The sequence below is a fragment of the Leptothoe kymatousa TAU-MAC 1615 genome (assembly GCF_018739865.1).
Taxonomy (GTDB): Bacteria; Cyanobacteriota; Cyanobacteriia; order Phormidesmidales; family Phormidesmidaceae; genus Leptothoe; species Leptothoe kymatousa.
Map to the genome: position 1 here is coordinate 85,621 of NZ_JADOER010000003.1, position 20,565 is coordinate 106,185.

Consider the following 20,565-nt stretch of genomic DNA (forward strand, 5'->3'; position numbering starts at 1 on the left):
GCCAATCTATCACCATGCCGTTAGAGACTGCCTGCCATACATCGTTCCATGACATAGGAACTGCGACGGCTGCATCACATAATCGGCCCCAATCCCTTGCTGCATGCAAGTCTGGGCTAGCCCCCATTACCCGGCACCAGCATCAGATCGCCCTGAAGTTAGGATAAAGAATAGGTTGAGACCTATTGTTGTGGCGATATTATTTGAAACTGTCTGGAAAACCTGTCTGGAAAACTGCTTGGCAACAGACATCTCACATCAATGCCATTTTCCTTGATTTTGTTAATTCTTTTTTTACACTCTGGACGCAAGTTAACATTTATCCCGTTGTTGCCATCTTCATAGCCACTTACGCCCCAGCAGTCGTAACATTTGTAACTGTTCGCTAGTTATCAAATACGTTAAATGGTGAGCTTGGCAAGCTTCAAATCGCTATAACCCTTGTTCAAGTTTTATGGGCAACGGGCATTTGTTCACCCATGTCCAGCCAGGTTTAGAGATATCCCATCGGATCTCCATCGTAGATAAGTAATTCATTGGCCTTGGGAGGATCTATTTCTACCTGGCTTATTCCATGGCGGTTCAGACCTAGTGAGGCTATCTGCCGTTATCCCCTGGCCTGGAGAATAATTATTTTGGAAAAATTGCATTGGTTTAGATCCCCAATATCAACAACTTTTATCTTGCCTAATTAAATCAGTGCTTTTGGAGTCAGACATCAGCCATGACCATTTCTCTATCCGTCCTTAAGCCCGGTCTCAAGTTCCATAATTTACGGGGAGATATTTTTGGCGGTCTCACCGCCGCCATCGTAGCTTTACCCCTAGCCCTAGCCTTTGGTGTCGCATCTGGTGCGGGTCCCAGCGCGGGCCTCTACGGAGCAATTTTTGTTGGCTTCTTAGCCGCTTTTTTTGGCGGCACGCCATCCCAGGTCTCCGGTCCCACGGGGCCCATGACCGTGGTGATGGCCTCCACATTTGCAGCCCTCACCGCCAAACATCCAGAAACAGGCCTAGCCATGGCCTTTACGGTGGTCATCTTGGGGGGCTTATTTCAAATCCTGATGGGGGTTTTGCACCTAGGCAAGTACATTACCTTGATGCCTTACACCGTGATCTCAGGATTTATGTCCGGGATCGGCGTGATTATTATCTTGATCCAAATTGGGCCACTGCTGGGCCATATCGGCACTGGCGGCGTCGTCGCATCCATTCGGCAATATCCAGAGGTCTTTAGCCACATTGATCCGGTGGCTGCAGGCTTAGGACTGCTCACTTTGGCCATTGTGTTTGCGGCCCCCCCCAAACTCAACCGCATCTTGCCCGCCCCATTAATTGCCCTGGTACTTTGCACCCTACTCTCGGTCTACTATTTTCCCGAGAGTGGCATTCCCCGCATTGGTGATATTCCAGAGGGATTGCCTCGCCTGCAAATGCCCTACCTGACCTGGGACACCATCCGAGAAATGCTGGGCTACAGCCTGATGCTGGGAGTGTTAGGTGCCCTGGATTCACTGCTAACCTCCCTGGTCGCCGATAGCATTACCCGCACTCAACATAATTCTGACCGTGAGCTCATCGGCCAAGGCATTGGCAACTGCGTAGCCGGATTATTTGGCGGCCTGCCGGGAGCTGGGGCCACCATGCGAACAGTGATTAATGTGCAGTCCGGCGGTCGCACCAATCTTTCTGGGATGATCCATGCCCTAGTGCTGGCGGTGATTGTCTTAAAAGCTGGCAACTTAACCGAGCCCATTCCCCACGCAGTCCTGGCCGGTATTTTGATCAAGGTTGGCATTGACATCATTGACTGGGGCTTTTTAAAGCGCGCCCACCGACTTTCGACCAAGGGCGCAGGCTTAATGTATTTGGTGATGGGCCTAACGGTCTTTGTCGATTTGATCACCGCCGTCGCCGTTGGCGTATTCTTAGCAAATTTATTAACCATTAAAGCCATTACCGATATCCAAGTGAAGGATATGCGGGCCGTGACCCATGGTGATAATGAAAACTGGCTCACCCCGGAAGAGCGATCGCTATTAAAAGCTGCCAAGGGACGCATTTTAATGTTCCACCTGAGCGGGCCCATGAGTTTTGGGGCAGCTAAGTCGATCTCACGCAGGTTAGCCATTGTCGAAAACTATGAAATTCTGATTTTAGACCTGACCACGGTGCCCAGATTAGGCGTGACTGCCTTACTGGCCATTGAAACCATGATGAAAGACGCCATCGCCAAACGCCGTGACATATTTTTGGTCGGTGCCAAGGGGCAGGTGCAACACAGGCTGCAGCGGTTAGAAATCGTAGAGAAATTGCCAATGTCCCATAAGGTGAAAGAGCGCAGTATCGCCCTGACACGTTCGATGGAACTGCTCAATATGTATGTCCCGGCAGACGTGCAGCAGGAGGTAGCGCAATAGACTTTGCCCCCAAGGCTGGGGAGGAGCTGCCCGCCGCATCACGATGCCAAGGCAACCATTTAAGGTTGCAAATTGCGTGAATCCACCCTTCGGTTATGGCTAATTCATCAACTACGCTTGCGATGTAAGGCTAGTTCCAATATTAGAAACGCTTCGTTTTTAGCTATTTTCGATGGGTTAGAGACTGTGGGATGCCCATGGTGTCTAGCTTTGCAAGTTTTCTTAAAAGATATGCAACGAAGTTGACCTAACTCACGTCTGAGGATAAAAGGCATTGCGAAATGCTGCTACTAGAGCATCGCATAGCTTAAGTCCTACTCAGAGTGCAATGTTGGGTCATCTTTATTTATGGTGCAGTTAGCTATTCTTGACCTGCATAAATATCATGCATGTTTTTCATGTTGAACTCCTGAGGCCGATCCAAGCGACAGGATTTTAGATCAAGATAGTTACGGGTATTTACATTTCTATAGCAGTCTGCCGGAGTTATTCGTCAGGCTGTATTGCACATCGCTATTGCTATCTATCTTCTAGCGATCATTCATCAGATGGACTTGTGCAAAAACATTTATCGATTTTCAGGGTGACCTTGCTTGTGATTGTTAGTTAGAACATCTGTGCTGATGTACAGCCCTAAGAAAACACTAATTGAAACTTTTACTACCTATCTACAAAGAACCTACGACACTGTCTTTTGTGGCAGTGATCCTTGCTACGGTGAGTTTTTGCGGTCTACCGCTCGTATGGTTTTGGGTACGATAGCCCAGAGTGATGCTCTATATCACGACTTAGAACACACCCTGCTAGTGACGGCTGTTGGGCAAGAGATTCTGCAAGCCAAGCGGATTTGCGAAGGTTCGACCAGTGTCACCCAACAGGATTGGCTGCATGTCATCACTGCTTTGCTTTGCCATGATATTGGCTATTGCAAGGGCATATGCCAACAGGATGATGCTGAATTGGGTCGTCATATCACTGGCATCGGTGAAGAGTATGTCTTTTTACCGTTTGGCTCCACTGACGCGGCCCTGAGCCCCTACCATGTGGACCGGGGTAAGCAGTTTGTTTGTGAGCGATTTGGGACGACGACGTTGCTGGATATTGCCACGGTGCAAAACATTATTGACCGCACCCGGTTTCCGGCCATCGATCGCCCCATGCCGGCCAATGTGAAAGCCCTCGCAGATCTGGGACGGGCGGCGGATTTGATTGGTCAGTTTAGCGATCGCAACTATTTACAAAAGCTGCCCGCACTCTTTTACGAGTTTGAACAAAACGGCACCAACCAAAGCCTAGGCTATAACCATCTCACCGATGTGAAACTAGGCCTTTCAGAATTCTATTGGAGCCGTGTACACGAACACGTAGAAGGGGCCATTGACTATCTCAAATACACCCCCACAGGTCAACAAATCGTGACGGAGCTGTATGCCAATGTAGCCGTGCCAAAAGCCAGTATGTGCGCGTAGCAACAGGCTTCTAAGATTTCGAAAAGTCTTGGCAGTCCTGGTGTTATACGCCATGTACCTGTTTTTTGTGCTCGTATCTGACAACACCCGTATGCAGATCGGCAGAAAGCACCTAAACTAGGGCTGTTCTTATCTGAAAGACCCATGGCTCCACGTGACGCGAGTAAACCTGAAGCAGCTCCTGCCACCGCTCCTACCAAGGAAGCAGAGGCAGCCCCTGCTCAAGCAAAAGCGCCTGAACCTCCAGTAGATACCGACAATTTGGATGTCGTCTTTAGTGCCCTCAAAACACTAATGACCACGGTGGATAAGCTACAAAAGTCACGTCAAGAAGTGGGCGACATTAAACCCTTAATTGTGCGCATGCTGGATGGAGAACTCCTATCGGGGGATGAACTAGACCAGCTAAAAACAGGCGTGAGCGGCCTCTCGAAACTGGTACGCATCTATGGTGACTACCAAACCGCCCTGGAAAAAGCACAGCCAGCCCGAGAAATTTTGGACACCGTTCTCAAGTAAATAAGCCCTTAGCTCTATCCATTTGAGCACCAGCCAAGGCGGCATATTAAGCGTGCCGGGGCTGCTTAATATGCCTGAATATATGGGCCACCTATGGGCCAAACTCCAACGCTATTGGTTTGGGGCGGCATTGTTTTACCCTTCGTCGGTGGGGCAGGTATTAGCTGGGGGAGTCACCAAAACCTTATCTACTCGGTTGCCGTCCATGTCCATCACCTCCACGGTAAAGCCACGCCATTCAAACCGATCCGTCGCTTTAGGAATCCGCCCCAACTGGTGAATCACTAACCCGCCTAGGGTGTAGTAGCTGACGGTGCGATCGGGCAAATCAATCAACCCCAAACAGCCATAGACATCTTCGATGTGCATCATGCCCCCCAACAGCCAAGAGCCATCGTCACGCTGATAGGGTTTGTCAGTGGGCTCATCTAGGGCCGGCGCATCGCCCACTAGGGCTTCTAAAATATCCCACAGGGTAACTAAGCCTTGGATCACACCGTATTCATCCACCACCAATGCCGTATGGACGCGGGAGCGTTTGAACTGCTCTAGCAACGGTAGCGATCGCGATAGTTCCGGAATCACCAGGGGCTGTTCCAGGCCAATGGTTAAATCGAGGGGATCTTGATCGAGGGCACGGGTGAGCAACGAATTCACGCTGATTAGGCCCAAATTATTGTCTAAACTACCCTGACAGACTGGCAATCGCCGATAGCGGCTAGCCACAATTTTTTGCTGGTTTTCTGCCGGAGCATCTTCTAAATCTAGCCACGTAATCTCCGGACGGGGGGTCATAATCGACGTGACCGCGCGGTCGCCCAGGCGAAAAACCCGCTCCATAATTTCCCGTTCTGCCACCTCCAGGGTGCCTTCTTCCGTACCCTGTTGAATAAAAGCACGGATTTCTGCCTCCGTCACACTGGGGCCATCCTCCGCCTGAATGTTCAGCAACCGCACCACCAAATTTGTCGAAAAACTGAGCAAGGTCACCAGGGGTGCCGCCAATTTGGATAACAGCGACATCGGCCCCGCAATCACCTTGGCAATGGTCTCGGGCATGGTCAACGCCAACTGCTTGGGCACCAGCTCCCCCAAAATTAAGGATAGGTAGGTAATGATGGCAACCACTAGGGGAAAGGCAAGGGTGTCGGCATAGTTGGCCAGCCCTGGAATTTGGCGCAATAACTGGGTGACGGGGGCCGACAGGGCCTGACCACCAAAGGCACCACTGACGATGCTAATCAGGGTGATGCCGACCTGCACTGTGGAGAAAAAATTGTCCGGTCGTTTCGCTAGTTTGAGGGCGGCCTGGGCTTTGCGATCGCCCCGGCGCGCTGCCTGCTCTAAACGCACCTTACGGGACGACACAACAGCCAGCTCAGACATGGCAAAAATGCCATTGGCGATAATCAGCGCGAGAACAATCAGAATATTCGTGACCATATGGACCAGCCAGCAGCAGAATCTTTATCCTACTATTAGTCCGCTTTTCAGCTATGCGCCACGTCATGAATACTAGGTTTGCCCTGGCGTTTGCCCTAGATTGGCCCTGGAACTGCGGCTGTTTTTTTGACACCCTCAACTCCGCTCAACATTATTCACATCACGCTTTAATTCTTCAACTTTTGTTGTACTACTCCTCGATATATTTTTAATCTGAGACAAATGCTCCATAAAATATTTCTTCAGATCGGTATACCCTGCAATCAACACAAGCCGACAAAGCTCCCCAATCAAGGCTTATGTCAATTTTGCATAAGTTCTAAGCATTTTCTCATAGGCACAAGATACTATCCAACATAATTCTGAAATTAGAACTAGGTACGCTTAGTTTTTCTCAGCCATCAACATATCTGGAGGGATTTTCCTCACCATGGATCCTTTCGCCATTACTTTCGTCGAGTTTCTCATCAAAGCCATTCGGGTTTACTTTATCGCAGGCTTAATTTTTGCTGTCTTGTTTTCATTGTTGGGCGTGCAGCGCACAGACCCCGGCGCTAAAAGCTTTGCCCCCTTCTTTCGTTTACTCATCATTCCAGGGGTGAGCATTTTTTGGCCCCTGTTTGCCCTCCGGCTAGTGCGTGGGAAACAACATCCAGTGGAACAAACAGCCCATCGCCAAGCGGCGAAATTCACGCAACCATAGTCGCTGTTCTAGTCGCGTCTAATCGCTCAACACAACACTGTTAGCACGGAGATTCAGGTGATTATTTCACGTCGAAAAATCCATCTATACGCATCCATTGCCCTCGCCGTTATTCTGCCGATTATTTTTATTGCCGGCATCGTCTTTAGGCCCACCTATGCCACCGTTACTGACGACACGGGGAAACTGCTGAGCCAAGACCTCGGCAAAAGTGTTATCGCTCAGCCACAGCAAACCAACAACCATCAGGAGAATCCCATCGCTACCTTTTTAGCAGAATAGTCACCGGACTATTGCTAGCAATCTCCTCGTAACGTGATGTCTTTTTTGCCATGAGTGTTTCCTATAAATCCATCCAATGGAATCGACAAAAGCTGATTTACGATGCCCTGTTATTAGGCACGGTCGGCCTGTATCTGTATATCTTTTTAACGGTCGCCAGCAAAACGGGTACCAGCCTTGATTTACGAGGCATTCGCATCCGGGCCTATGGGTCTGCGGCCTTTATTTTGCTCAACGTGATTCTATCCATTGGTCCCCTGACCCGATTGGATAAACGCTTTTACCCACTGCTGTTTAATCGACGTCACATGGGCGTCACGTTTTTCTTTCTCGCCTTGATCCATGCCATTGGCCTGAATCTGCCATTTTTGCCGTTTAAGGTGGATGGGGGGGTGCTCACTTGGTATCACGACTTTGGCAACCTCAAGCCCTTGGTCAGTTTGTTTGTGAGCAACACCGAATATGGGGATTTGATCCGTTTTCCCTTTGAAAGTCTGGGGGCTGCGGCCCTAGTCATCTTCTTTGTGATGGCGGCTACCAGCCACGATTTTTGGCTGGTCAACCTGACTGCCCCCATTTGGAAGGCACTGCACATGGGGGTATACGTAGCCTATGGTCTGGTGGTATCCCATGTGATTTTAGGCCCCTTACAAACCAACCAGCATCCTTGCCTGACCATCGGTGTAGCCATCAGTGTTATATGGATTGTGGGCTTGCATTTGTTCACGGCCCTCAGGGAATCGAAACTGGATGCGAAAGCTGCGGGTAGCACGGATGACGCTGGGTTTATCGACGTGGGCACCATCGCCGAGATTCCAGAAAATCGGGCCAAGATTGTCACCCTGGCAGGAGAACGTGTAGCCATTTTTAAATACGAGGGCAAACTCTCAGCAGTTTCTAATGTTTGCCAACATCAAAATGGCCCCCTAGGGGAAGGAAAGGTGGTGGATGGCTGTATTACCTGTCCCTGGCATGGTTATCAGTATCTACCGGCGGAAGGGGCTTCACCACCGCCCTTTACCGAAAAGATTCCCACCTTTGAAGTACGCGTTGCGGGCGATCGCATCTGGGTCAACCCGATTCCGAAACCACCGGGGACCAGAGTCGAACCGGCCTTACTTGCTTAGGGCTGGTTAAAAATTAAAATCATGGCCTAATTCCTTGAAACCATTGCTAAAAGAGCTTTTGAGGCCTAAACCATGACGTAGTTTTTAACAGCTCCTAAGTGCACCTTGAATTTTTCCATTTGGATACCTCCGATGACTGAACGCGACGATTTTTATATTGGCTATGGGCCAGTGCCCCCCAGCGTGCGGCGATTGTTGCTGTGGTTTGTGCCGGTGTTGGTGCTGGGCGTCTTGGGTTTGGCCATGATCGGCCCACCGCTCCATTTTGACCAGGCCAACCCAGGGCAAATTAAGGGCAGCCAAGCATTTGAGGGTTTGCTATTGGCTGAGCCTTCCCCCCATTTATTAGTGCCAAATCCAGATACACCGGATGAGCCCTTTAAGGTATACCCCCTGTCGGGATTGAATAAGATGTCGCCGAGGCGCGCCATCATGGACAATGCGGGCAGCTGGGTCAAGCTCCAGGGTGTGTTGGTGAGCCGCAAGCCCTATGAGATGTTGGCGGCGCAAAAAGCCGAAGCCATTGAGACGCCGGCTGGGGCAGACCGCATAACAGACCAAACCCTATCCCTCGGGGAATTTGCGATCGCAGGCGAAATCGTCGATGGCAAATGCTATCCCGGCATTATGAAACCGGGCCGCACTAAAACCCACCGGGCCTGTGCTGTTCGCTGCATCAGCGGCGGGGTACCCCCTGTTTTTCGGGCGGGCAATAAGAATGGTCAATCGCTTTATTTCTTGCTATCTGACCTGGAGGGGCAAGCGGTGAATGATCGGGTGCTAAATATGGTGGCCGACCCAGTGGAGATCACGGGAGAAGTGCTGCAATATGGGGATTCTTTTATTTTGAAAGCAGACCCCAGCACCTATAAGCGTTTACCCGCCTAGACGTTATTTCATCGCCATTCCTAAACAACCTAGTCCATGGTGCGAGAATTTCTGTTGCCACTGCTGTCAGCCAGAAATTCTCGCGGCAATCAGGTGTTGAAATCGTCGAGTCAAAACAATGGCAGCAACCACTTGCCCCAGGGCCAAACACCACCACAGCCCCATCCCTTGCAGACCCAAAACCTGCCCCACCACATATCCCAGCCCCACACCCAGCCCCCAATGCACCACAACATCCACAGTCGCCAAAAGGTGGGTATCCTTTAGCCCCTGCAAAGTACCGGCACTGATTAACCGAATCCCCTGGGAAATTTGGAAGACAACCCCCACTTTGAATAGATTCGCGGCAATCTCCACGGTCTCCCTGTTGTCTGGCAAACTCACATCCAAATAAAAGCCCGCAATCGTTTGGGGCAACACCCACAGCGGTATCGACAAAATCACCACCAGCAGAAGATTCATCAGCAGATTTGCCTGGGCCACTCGACGAGCAGCCCGAGGATCGTTGGCCCCGATTTTATGGCCCGTGCGCATGGCGGCCGCATAGGCAAACCCCCAGGAAAACATCAGCAACAGCTCTGTGGTCGTCATCACAATCCGATGGGCCGCCAACAGTTCCGTACTCCACAGCCCCATTAGCAACGCCGCCGCCGTAAACGCCCCGGTCTCGGTGCCATAATCCACACAAAGGGGCCAGCCAAGGTGAATAATTTCCTGCAAAATGGCGCGATCGCACCGCCACCAGCGCCGCAATAACCCCAGCCGCCGCAACGATGGCTGCCGCTTGAGGCATACCACAGCGGCACTAAAGCTAAACCAAAAAACGAGGGTACTGGCCCAGCCAATGCCCGCTAAACCTAACTGGGGCAGTCCCCATTGGCCATTGGCCAGTCCATAATTTAGGATCACATTCAGCGGCAGACTCAATACCATCAGCGCCACCACCAACCCCGGTCGCGATAGGGCCGTCAAAATTTCCTTAAAAACAAAGCCCCCCAGCGCCGCCGGTAAGCCCCACAGGATGGCGCGTAAATAGGCCATGGCACCGTCAATGATGGCGGGGTTTTGGCCAAACAGGCGAAACACAATATCCAAATGCCACATCAACACCATCAAAGGCATAGACACGGCAAAACTAAGCCACAGCCCCTGTACGTTAATGCGGCTAACGCGATACGGGTCTTGGGCTCCATGGGCTTCTGCTGCGATCGCGCCCGTCATTTCCAATAGCCCCGCACATAGAAAAAACAGCATCCAAAATGCCGTTGCTCCCAGGCCACCAGCCGCCAATGTGGATGAGCCCAAGCCCCCCATCATCACCGTATCGACAAAGTTAACCGCCCCCTCCGACAGCTGAATTAGCATCAGCGGCAGTGCCAGCCTAAGTGAGGCCTTCGCTTCAGTCCAGAGCGGCGACTTTAACAAAAACAAGGAAACCATATAGACCCAACCAAGTCGCCATCAAGTAGCTTCCTTGCTACATGTGTGAATTACAGACACCACGCGATGCCAGCTGATAATTTGCCATGGCCAAATCTTCCAAAAGCCTAGTAGCTCGGATTTTTTACCCCCTTACCAGGGGCCTTGTAACCGCAAACTCATCATCAAGTGCCATTGATTTGCTAGGTTAAAAATGCCCCTACGCTTTTTCTGGTCATGGCAAATCTACCTACGGCTGAACGCTATTTATATGAGCTGTTTAGCTTTATCGAAGATGGCTACCTCAAGGTCACAAACCCCAGCGGCCAGGTGTTCACCTTTGGGTCTGCCGATACCCAACCCCAGCTGCACTTACAGGTCTATGACCAGCGCACCTATGCCAATATCATTACCTTCGCCTCCCTAGGCTTTGGCGAAGCCTACATGGACGGCTGGTGGGATGAAGCCGACGACCGCCTAATGGAGCTGATCAGCATGCTCTATCGCAACAAGGTCTATTCCAAGGCCAGCCAAAAGCTCACCGTCCCCCTGGCCCTACAAATCATTTCCCAACGGTTAAAAACATTGCCACTGCTGATTCAAAACAGCCGTAGCAATGTGCAATACCACTACGACCTGGGCAATGACTTCTACCAGCTTTTCCTAGACCCCACCCTGACCTACTCCTGCGGCTACCAGCTCACCCCCACCGATAGCCTAGAAACCATGCAGCTGCAAAAATATGAAACCATCTGCCGGAAGCTGGACCTCAAACCAGGAGAATCGCTCATCGATATTGGCTGTGGTTGGGGGGGCATGTTGATCTATGCCGCTGAACACTACGGGGTAATCGGCACTGGCATTACCCTCAGTGATGAACAAGCGGCCCTCGCTAAAAAACGTATCGCCGAAAAAGGACTCACCGATAAAGTCACGATCAAAATCCAAGACTACCGAGAGACCGAAGGCACCTACGACAAATTTGTCAGCATCGGTATGTTTGAGCATGTGGGCAAGAACAACTTTTCCACCTTTATGGAAAAAGCACGCGCCTTGCTAAAACCCCATGGTGTGGGCATGCTCCACACCATTACAACAGAAAGCTCTGAACGCAACGGCCCCTGGATTGACAAATACATTTTCCCAGGGGGCTATGCACCCCAACTATCAGAAATTTGCCGAGATCTGCGGTCTGCCAAACTCACCGTTGCCCACTGTGAGAACTGGAAACCCCACTATGCCGAAACATTTAAGCATTGGAGCGATAACTTCGTGGCCAATCGAGAGCAACTGGCCTCGCTTTCGCCAGACTATAATGAGCGGTTCCAGCGCATGTGGTATCTCTATCTGCAATCGTTCCAAGCGTCTTTTCGCGATGGCAGCATGCATATTTATCAGGTCTTATTCTATGGTGATAAACAATGGCGGCTAAATGTCCCTCTCCCAGGCTTTCTTAGCACGAACACCCCAGGCTAAACCTCAGGGCTAAAACGATAGCTTTGGTTGCTGCGCTCTTGGGCTAGTAGCAGCTCCACATCCCTAGATGTTAGAGGCTTGGCAAAGAGATAGCCTTGCCCAAACTCACAATCTAACTGCTGTAGCTGTTGCAAATGCTGGGGGGTTTCAATCCCCTCTGCCACAACAGCCAACCCCAGCTGCTTACTCATTGCCAAAATAGTGCTCACCACCTGATAGTTACGATTGTGGGAATGCATCTGCCCGACAAATGAACGATCGATTTTGAGATTATGAACGGGTAACCGATGGAGATAGCTTAGGGAGGAATAGCCCGTGCCAAAGTCATCAATGCTGACCTGAATTCGCTTGATCGCTAAATCCATTAATAAATCAATCGTCCGATCAATATCCTCAATCAACATCCTTTCGGTAATTTCCAAGACGATCAACTCCCCCGGCAGCTCACTATTGTTGAGAATACTATCCACATCTTCCAACAGATTCGTATTCCTTAAATCCAGAGCGGAAAGGTTAATGCTAATTTTGAGGGGAAAACAATGGGGAAACTGACGCTGCCAACGGGCCATTTGGCCACAGGCCTCATGCATCACCCAACTGTCCAGAGACGACACTAACCCCATCTCTTCAAGCACGGGCATAAAGTCGTCTGGAGACACGAGCCCACGTATGGGATGGTGCCAACGGACCAATGCTTCAAACCCAACCAAGGTACGATTCCACAAACTAAAAATAGGCTGGTAATGCACCACAAATTCTTGCTGAATGAGCGCACGACGTAAATCTGTTTCTAACGTTAGGCGACTCACCGCCTCGGTGTGCATCGCCCCATCAAAAAACTTATAAGAATTCCTCTCGTGGGCCTTGGCACGGTACATGGCAATATCCGCATCTCGAATCAGATTAGAGGCTTCACCATAGGCTTCACTACCGATGACAATCCCAATACTGGTGCTGGTAAAAATTTTATGGCCGTCGATCAAAACAGGCGTCTGGAAATCATTCAATATCCGCTCTGCAATTTGGACAATATCGTCAACCGTGGCGACTTCCTCTAACAAAATCACAAATTCATCCCCCCCGAGGCGAGCCACCATATCTGTATTGCGTAGATGTTGCTTCAAGCGATTAGCCACCGCCACTAAGAGTTTGTCGCCGACTAAATGACCTAAACTATCGTTGATCACCTTAAACCTATCGAGATCTAAAAATAAGACAGCATATTGGTAGGCATCCAGACGTTGGGCACGCTCTAACGCCAGATCCATCTTCTCTACTAGCAAGGATCTATTGGGCAGTCCAGTCAGTGGATCGTGTAATGCATTGTGAATAATTTGTTGCTGAGCTTGCTTTAGATCGCTAATATCACGACAGACACAAATCGTTAACCCATCGTCCATCAGCGTTAAAGAAACGCCCTGGGGAAAGGTGGAGCCATCTTTCCGAGTGGCCACACTTTCTCCTTGCCACGCATGGTCTCGCCCTAATATGGGTAAAATCTCTTGCTCAAACTTGGCAATTTGATATGGCGAATATAAGGTGCGCCAAGACTTACCCAATAGGTCATCAGGGTGTTCATATCCAAAGAGATCCAACTGTGCTTGGTTTACGTAGATGTAAATATCATTTTTTAAAATCCCAATCCCATCAATCGCCGCTTCGATCGCCGCTACCTGCTGTTTAATCGTCGCCTGGGCCTCTTGATGCTCGGTAATATCTTGAAAGGAGCCCAATACTCCGATGACTTGCCCATTTAAATTATGGAGGGGGAGTTTATTGATTTCTGTCCAAATTTGTTGGCCATCTGCCTTGCGACGACTGGCAATGATCCCTAACTTGGGCGCATTAGACTGAATGACTTGACTATCGTCGGCCCGATAGCGTTCAACCTCTAGTGCAGTCCAGGGTAGATCGTAGTCTGTTTTACCTTGAATCTCCGATAGTGAGGTCAATCCTGCATGGGCAAGAAAATTACGATTCCCACCTAAATACACGGAATTGAGATCTTTCCAAAAGATATTGAGGGGAAAGGTATCTAATACAGTTTGTAAAAACTGTTCGCGCTCACGCAGCTCAGCGGTCCGTTCTATAACTTTGACCTCCAGGGCCTGATTCAATTGCTCTAGGGCCATGTTGGCTCTTTGACGCTCTAATTCTGCTGCGGCTCGAGCCGCGAAAATTTGTAGAATTTGGATTGCTCGCTGCACATGCGGCAACGGCTTTTGGTGAATAATGCACAGGATACCAATCACATTATCTTTCGTATCCCGTAAGACAATTCCTAGATAGCTCTCTGCTTCCATAGCACGCAATTTCGCATTGTTAGGAAACTGTTGCTGGACCGATTTTTCACAATAGAATAGCCCGTGTTGAATAGTTTGCGAACAGGGGGTTGGGGTTAATGGCTTCACCGTATTGGGCTGGAGTTCGCCGTTAGACCAAACTGCTAAGGACTGCAGCTGGTTATTGGCATATTCATTCACCACCACATGGGAAACTGATAAGGCATCGGCAATATGTCTCACTAAGGCAGGGAAAAAGTCTTGCCCCACAGTCACGGTGCCAGCCATAAGATTCTGTAGCTGCGCCTCGGCGTTTTTGCGATCGCTAATATCTGTTTCAACACAGGTCACGTCCCAATAGCCGCCAGATTCATTCCACTGCGCACTGCAATTGGCAATCACCCAAAATATCGAGCCATCCCTACGATGTAGCCGATACTCCATTTGATGGGTGGATGGCCCCCGATGCGTCAGCAAGATATCGATGACAGGCGTGATGACGGTTTCCCAATCATCGGGGTCAAAACACGTTTGGCAGCATTCTGGATCCGATAGCAGTTCGTCCACCGTATAGCCTAAGGCACTGGCACAATGGGGCGAAATATATTCATAGTGGATGGACCGATCGGGGTAAAGCCGCAGGCGCGTAATGCTTGCGATCGCACTATCCAATACTTCACTCAGCTGTTTTTGCGAATGTTGCAGCTCTAGCTCCAATTGTTTCCGCACCGTAATGTCCTGATAGATGCCTAAGACGCCCTCCACGTCGCCAGCCAGATTCCGCAGGGGCATTTTATTGGTTTCCAGCCAAATTTGCTGTCCGTCCGCCTTGACTAAAGTCTCCTCAATGCCCAATTTTGCAGCATTAGACTCCATTACCGCCCGATCGTCCTCTTGGGCATGAACAGCGTGGCCCGCACCCCAGGGCATATCATAATCATTTTTACCAACCATTTCAGACACATCTGTTAAGCCGGCATCGCGCAAAAAGTTACGATTACAGCCTAAATAAACAGAATTTAGATCCTTCCAAAAGACCGAAATTGGGAACGTATCTAACACCGCCTGGAGAAATTGTTCTCGCCTCTGTAAGGCTGCGGTACGCTCAGCAACTTTGATCTCCAGCGCTTGGTTGAGCTGTTCTAAAGAGTCCAGCGCTCGATGGCGTTCTAGCTCCGCCGTGGCCCGAGCGGCAAATACTCGCAAAATTTGTTCCGCCCGCCGAGGGGCCCGAATCGTTTTTTGATCCAGAATGCACAAGTTGCCGATGGCCTCGTTGTGGGAACCGCAGAGCGCTATGCCCAAATAGCTTTTCACCCCCATGGCGGCCAAATCGATGTCACCGGCAAAGTCCTGGGCTTTTAAGGCGGCGCTAAAAAACTGACCTGCCTCTAAAGAGCGCTCGCAAGGCGTTTGTACAGGATTGTAGGACATCGGTGGATGTAACGCCCCATTCGCCCAAAATGCCAGGGTATGCAATTCGCCATCCACCAATTCGGTCACCACCGCATAGGCCACACCTAGGGCGGTGGCCACATAGCGCACTAACGCAGGGAAAAAGTCTTGGCCGGTGGTGGCAGCCGTGCCTTCAATCAGACTTTGTAGCTGCCGTTCCGTCTGTTTGCGATCGCTAATATCACGAACAATAAACAAAGCCTCATCTTCACCGCTTTTGACCACCCTCACTTCTTCATCACAAATGCGATTCCCTCGCCTTACCTGCTGTTCATAGGCTTGGAGCGTTCCTGTGGAAAAGATTTTGTCCAGATAATATTGTTGTCGTTGCGCCACATCCTTTGGCAAAACATCAGCCATCGTTAAGCCCACCGGATTAATATGGGCAGGAAACAAGGCAATGTCTTTTTGATAGGTGACCACGTCTCGATAGACACCGTTTGAGTCTAAGCAAAACAAATAATCTGGAATAGCCGCCAAAATCGCTCGATTTTTGGCTTCGCTTTGGGCCAGGGCTAGCTCCATTTTTTTGCGATCGCTAATGTCCGCAATGGTGCCAACATAGCCAACCACATGGCCCTCATCATCGCAGTCTGCGACCCATTGCTCATATATCCAGATAACATCCCCACCAGGGCGTCGAAACCGATATTCTAGCTGGAAGGGATTCTCCGCCACTGACATATCCCAGCCCCGCAGCACATGGTCTCGATCTTCAGGCCACACCCCCCGTTGCCACGCATCCCCCAGGGTAGTATCCCGAGGCAACCCTAAAATTTGACAGTGGCGCTCATTCACATAAATATTTTCCCGCTCCCTATTCCTACGAAAAATCCCCACCGGAAGAGATTGCAGCACATCCATATGACACTGCTCTTTCGTCCGTAAACAGCTCCCATTTTGTTGTTTCTGCACCACCTGGCATAAGGTAGCATGAGTCACTAAACCTGTGAGCTGTTGGCGATCGTTGACTAAAAGAAGATGCTCAGCACCATGGCGCATTAACAAATCCAGCGCCAGGGCCACACTGGTAAAGTCGGATTCTGGCAATATCACCGGCGGACACAAGATCGCCTCCCCCACCAACCGCCCCTGCCAGTCAGCAGACTGCACCTTGAGACGCACAATATCCCGCTCAGTTATCAAACCGGCCACAGCCCCAGCATCGACAACAACCAAACAGCTAGATCGCCCCCGGTGGGCCCAAAATCCTTGGGTAGCATCAAGGTTACCAGGGCCACAGCGAGCAGCCTCCAGGTCGTCGGTTTGTAAATCGGCCAGTTGTGAAACAGCATCTGTTAATGCAGTCTCTGGAGAAACAACCCCAGGGTTACGGATAATAGCCGCATTTAGCGGCAGAGAAACTACATTGCAGGTGACCATAGGATTTCGCAAGGAAAGGGGCACAACTTCAGAAATAATGCTGTCAGCTACAGGCTCATAGGTCGATCTTGATATTCAGCAGCAATATCATCCGACATGGTTACAAGTTTAAACCGTTACTCAAAAGTCGGACTTCCATCCCTAAGAGAATAAATGCCCCATGTATTCATCTGTATGCATCCATTGCCACTTCCTGAAATGACTGCCCGTTGCAAATGACTGGCCATTGCAAATGACTGGCCGTTGCAAATGAAGACCATGGGAAACCTTGATGGCTTACCCGTCTCCTACAACAACAGGAATATAGGCTCTCACCCAGCCTGACAGATACAACACACATCACAGAGACAACGTCTATCCTAGTAGCTGTTAAGAAACTACTGCACGGTTTAATCCGACAAGGCTTGTCAAGCCATGATTTCAAGGAACAAGACCATGATTTTATTTTTTAACCAGCCTTTAATTATTAGGACTGGTGCAAAATGCAGCATAAACAGCCCAAACATCTAGACTTACACAACACAATCACACCATCAAGAAAACGACCTTAAACCAAAAAACTCCTGCTTTCTACTACATCCCTACCAATGGAGAGTAAATCGCAATGCATGATCAGCCATCGCCCCTCACACCACTGGGCCAAGTGTTGCAAACAATTCGCCATACCACAGGAAAACAAAGACTTTTAGGGCAACTCGACTAAACTAAAAAGCCCAAGGGACTCAACGCCACAGCTAGACCTTTGGCTAATGTTTTGCCCCAAAAAATAAATCAACAAGAGACAACATTCGTCAACAAAAACGCTTGGGAAAGACAAGTCTTTCCCAAGCGTTTTTCTGATTATTTCAGCCCCTTTACCAGGTCTTCACAACAACCATAATTTTGCGTAAAGAGCCAGGGACAACAACGGGTTATCCCTTGGACTACCCCTGTAAATCCGCCAGCGCACCACGGGCCATGTTGGCAATGGCTTTATCAGTCGCCTTCGGCAGCTGATAGTATTTCCCCCCTGCGGTGTTGGCCAGCTCCTTGCCAAACCCTGTGGAAACAAATTTACGTTCGGTGTCAATGATCAACAGCTGGAAACCCGTCATCCGAATGCGAGCTGCAATATCTAAAAGCTCCGCTTTAATATCAGGCTTTGCCCCCTCTTCCATGGGCTCCCCCAGGGAGCGGGCCAGGGGCACATTGCCGCGACCATCGGTGATGGCAATAATCACCACATTCCCCGTATCCCCAGACTGCTGGGCATTTACGCCCACACGCACCGCCTGGCTCAGTCCGTGGGCCAGGGGAGAGCCACCACCACAGGGCATGGTTTCTAATCGACGGCGAGCGGAGGTAATGGACCGTGTGGGCGGCAACAAAACGTCCGCCTGTTCTCCACGAAATGGGATCAAGGCCACCTGGTCACGGTTTTGGTAGGCGTCGGTCAACAAGCTGAGCACCGCACCTTTAGCAGACTGCATCCGGTTTAAGGCCATAGAGCCAGACGCATCCACAACAAAAATAATTAAAGAACCGGCCTTACGCGCCAGGCGTTTAGCTCGAATATCCCCCTGCTCCACAATGACCTTGCGATCGGGCTGCCGGGCACGGCGCGCTTTTTGGTACGGCGCGGCGGCGCGCAAGGTGGCATCTACGGCAATGCGGCGGACGGGGCCCTGGGGCAAAATCGGCTTAATGTAACGGCCTCGGTCTTCCGAAATCACCAGACTCTGGTTACCAGAATTGCCCTGTTTGCTCATGGTTTCGGCAAACAACATCAACGAGGGATCTAAGACGACGCCTTCTGGATCAAACAAAAACTCTTCGGGCACGCTAGGGGGCGCTTCTTCTTGCTCCTCTTCGGGCTCGTCGTCGTCATCGTCGCTATCGTCGTCGTTCTCTTGGGACTCGTCTTGCTCGTCCTCTTGCTGGTTTTCTGGCGGTGGGGGCGGTGGGGGCTGCTGATCATCCTCCGGTGGGGGTTGGTCCATATTGATGGCTCGGGGAATAATCACCAGTTCCACGGCCCGCCGCAGATCGTCGGCATTAATGTCGGTTCGACCGTCTAGGGCCGCACTCGCTTTGGCCACCCGGACGGCAAAGAGCTCCGCACGGTGACCTTCCACCCCACCGCGGATGGCCTCCGTGACTAGATACTGCACCTGGTCAGGGGAAATTACGACATCCTTTAACCATTCACGGGCCAGGATAATTTGGGTTTTAAGATTATCAATGTCTTCTACATAGCCAGCTAAGAAGCCCATCGGATCATCCGCGTAGTTCGTAGCTTGGCCCGTGGCCTCCACCCGCTCGTCCATGGTGAGGGCACGATCGGCGGAAAGGGCGATCGCAATGCGATCTAACAAATGCTGCCGTAGCATCCCTTCTTCTGGGTTGTAAGTCGCCACTAGCAATGGCTTACAAGGGTGTTGAAAACTAATGCCTTCCCGTTCAATTTGGTTGCGGCCTTCGGTCAGGGTCCCTAACAAAAGATTGGAAATCTGATCGTCCAGCAGATTGACTTCATCCACATAAAGCACGCCCCGATTGGCTTCTGCCAACAGCCCCGGTTGAAATACCGATTCCCCCGTTTGAATGGACTTAGCCACATCCACCGACCCGAGCAAGCGATCTTCCGTTACCCCCAAAGGAATCTGAATAAACGGCGAGGGAACGACCTTGGTCGGTAAATCGTCAAGGTTAGTCACATCATCCGGGCACTCACCAAAACGCTCCAGCGTGGCATCATCCCACTCGCGCATATTAGTAGGATCCACGTTGGCACAGGAGCCATCGATCACTTCAATGGGAGGCAGCAGCTGGTGAAGTCCTCGGGCCAACACTGACTTAGCCGTTCCCCGACGTCCGGCAATAACCACACCGCCCAACGCAGGATCCACCGCCGCTAATAACAGAGCAAGTTTGATGGAATCTTGGCCAACAACAGCCATTAATGGAAATGTGGTGGGCGTATCCGCGAGGGCCTGCATCTTTTATTTGTAGTCAACGTAATAGTTACTTTATCACTGTGCTTCAGCAATCGACCCCATGAAAATCGGCCACCTTCGGGGTGAAAGGCGGATGTTCAACCTTTAGAATTTAAAATTATCCTGTGAGTTCCTGATGACCGTTGTCGCTTGTAAGCTGCTGACCTATAAAGGCCAGTACAATACCTGCCAGATCAAAGTGCCAGATGTGGAGGTAAAACTATCCGCCATTGAAATAGACAGCCAGTACTACAGTCTGTTTCGGCGGTTTAAAGATGCAGACACTGTGGTGCAAGCCCTGGAAAAACTCTCGAAACACCAGGGGGAAGTGTTGGCCCTGACCCGGCAAAAGAGCAACTATACAATGTGGGCTTTAGAGCTAGAGGCCCTCGCATTTAAAGGCCCCCGCAAGCAGTCCCACCATGCTTGGCCGACCCATGGCCCAGCCAAATGCCTCATGCTGGGAGACGCCACCCAATATCAGCAGTGCTATGTGCAGGTACCCGAGCTGGCCGAGCCCATCATTGCGGTACACCATGACAATCGCTTTTATAGCGTTTATCAACCAGGGTTAGGGGCAATTGCAGCCCTTAAACTGGCGGCTAAATTCACCCGACGGGGCAACGAAAGCGCGATCGCAGCCACAGCCAAGGGCTATGCCGTGTGTCTATGGGAACCGGAAGCCACGAAAAACGGGTGAAGACACTGCGTTCCCCACCCGTCCG

The 20,565-nt window shown here is 50.6% G+C and carries 13 protein-coding genes; 9 read left to right on the top strand and 4 right to left on the bottom strand.

What is annotated here, in order from left to right:
- The first annotated feature begins 724 nt into the window (after positions 1–724).
- The 3 genes from IXB28_RS02005 to IXB28_RS02015 all read left to right on the top strand — a co-directional run bounded on the left by IXB28_RS02005 (position 725) and on the right by IXB28_RS02015 (position 4,407).
- Positions 725–2,419 (top strand): SulP family inorganic anion transporter, encoded by a 1,695-nt coding sequence (locus tag IXB28_RS02005; protein WP_215616879.1) that lies wholly within the window; start codon positions 725–727, stop codon positions 2,417–2,419.
- A gap of 623 nt (positions 2,420–3,042) precedes the next feature.
- Positions 3,043–3,888, top strand: coding sequence for a metal-dependent phosphohydrolase (locus IXB28_RS02010; RefSeq protein ID WP_215616880.1), 846 nt, complete (start codon positions 3,043–3,045; stop codon positions 3,886–3,888).
- A 144-nt stretch (positions 3,889–4,032) separates the two neighbouring features.
- On the top strand, positions 4,033–4,407 hold the full coding sequence (locus tag IXB28_RS02015) for a hypothetical protein (RefSeq protein ID WP_215616881.1): 375 nt from the start codon (positions 4,033–4,035) through the stop codon (positions 4,405–4,407).
- A 135-nt stretch (positions 4,408–4,542) separates the two neighbouring features.
- On the opposite strand, the gene IXB28_RS02020 is transcribed toward IXB28_RS02015, so the two are convergent.
- A complete protein-coding gene (locus IXB28_RS02020; protein WP_215616882.1) occupies positions 4,543–5,850 on the bottom strand; it encodes a hemolysin family protein in 1,308 nt (435 codons plus the stop codon).
- Between the two features lie 430 nt (positions 5,851–6,280).
- On the opposite strand from IXB28_RS02020, the gene IXB28_RS02025 reads away from it, so the two are divergent.
- From IXB28_RS02025 to IXB28_RS02040, 4 genes are all read left to right on the top strand, one after another.
- Entirely contained in the window at positions 6,281–6,553 is a 273-nt protein-coding gene (locus IXB28_RS02025) for a hypothetical protein (RefSeq protein ID WP_215616883.1), read from the top strand.
- Positions 6,554–6,610: 57 nt separating this feature from the next.
- Positions 6,611–6,835: a hypothetical protein gene (locus IXB28_RS02030; RefSeq protein ID WP_215616884.1), complete on the top strand. Its 225-nt coding sequence runs from the start codon at positions 6,611–6,613 to the stop codon at positions 6,833–6,835.
- A gap of 50 nt (positions 6,836–6,885) precedes the next feature.
- Entirely contained in the window at positions 6,886–7,962 is a 1,077-nt protein-coding gene (locus IXB28_RS02035; protein ID WP_215616885.1) for a Rieske 2Fe-2S domain-containing protein, read from the top strand.
- Positions 7,963–8,094: 132 nt separating this feature from the next.
- Positions 8,095–8,850 carry a hypothetical protein gene (locus tag IXB28_RS02040; protein ID WP_215616886.1) on the top strand — a complete coding sequence of 252 codons (756 nt, stop codon included), beginning with the start codon at positions 8,095–8,097 and terminating at the stop codon, positions 8,848–8,850.
- Between the two features lie 66 nt (positions 8,851–8,916).
- Here the strand turns inward: IXB28_RS02040 and IXB28_RS02045 are convergent, their stop codons facing one another.
- Positions 8,917–10,290 carry an MATE family efflux transporter gene (locus tag IXB28_RS02045; protein WP_215616887.1) on the bottom strand — a complete coding sequence of 458 codons (1,374 nt, stop codon included), beginning with the start codon at positions 10,288–10,290 and terminating at the stop codon, positions 8,917–8,919.
- Between the two features lie 216 nt (positions 10,291–10,506).
- On the opposite strand from IXB28_RS02045, the gene IXB28_RS02050 reads away from it, so the two are divergent.
- Entirely contained in the window at positions 10,507–11,745 is a 1,239-nt protein-coding gene (locus IXB28_RS02050; RefSeq protein ID WP_215616888.1) for a class I SAM-dependent methyltransferase, read from the top strand.
- On the opposite strand, the gene IXB28_RS02055 is transcribed toward IXB28_RS02050, so the two are convergent.
- Entirely contained in the window at positions 11,742–16,865 is a 5,124-nt protein-coding gene (locus IXB28_RS02055; RefSeq protein ID WP_215616889.1) for an EAL domain-containing protein, read from the bottom strand. The two genes, IXB28_RS02050 and IXB28_RS02055, sit on opposite strands and share 4 nt — an antisense overlap.
- Positions 16,866–17,788: 923 nt before the next feature.
- The gene (gene bchD, locus IXB28_RS02060; RefSeq protein WP_215616890.1) at positions 17,789–19,843 is read right to left on the bottom strand and encodes a magnesium chelatase ATPase subunit D; all 2,055 of its coding nucleotides are present in this window, start codon (positions 19,841–19,843) and stop codon (positions 17,789–17,791) included.
- A 133-nt stretch (positions 19,844–19,976) separates the two neighbouring features.
- On the opposite strand from bchD, the gene IXB28_RS02065 reads away from it, so the two are divergent.
- Positions 19,977–20,540 carry a hypothetical protein gene (locus IXB28_RS02065; protein ID WP_215616891.1) on the top strand — a complete coding sequence of 188 codons (564 nt, stop codon included), beginning with the start codon at positions 19,977–19,979 and terminating at the stop codon, positions 20,538–20,540.
- Positions 20,541–20,565 lie beyond the last annotated feature (25 nt).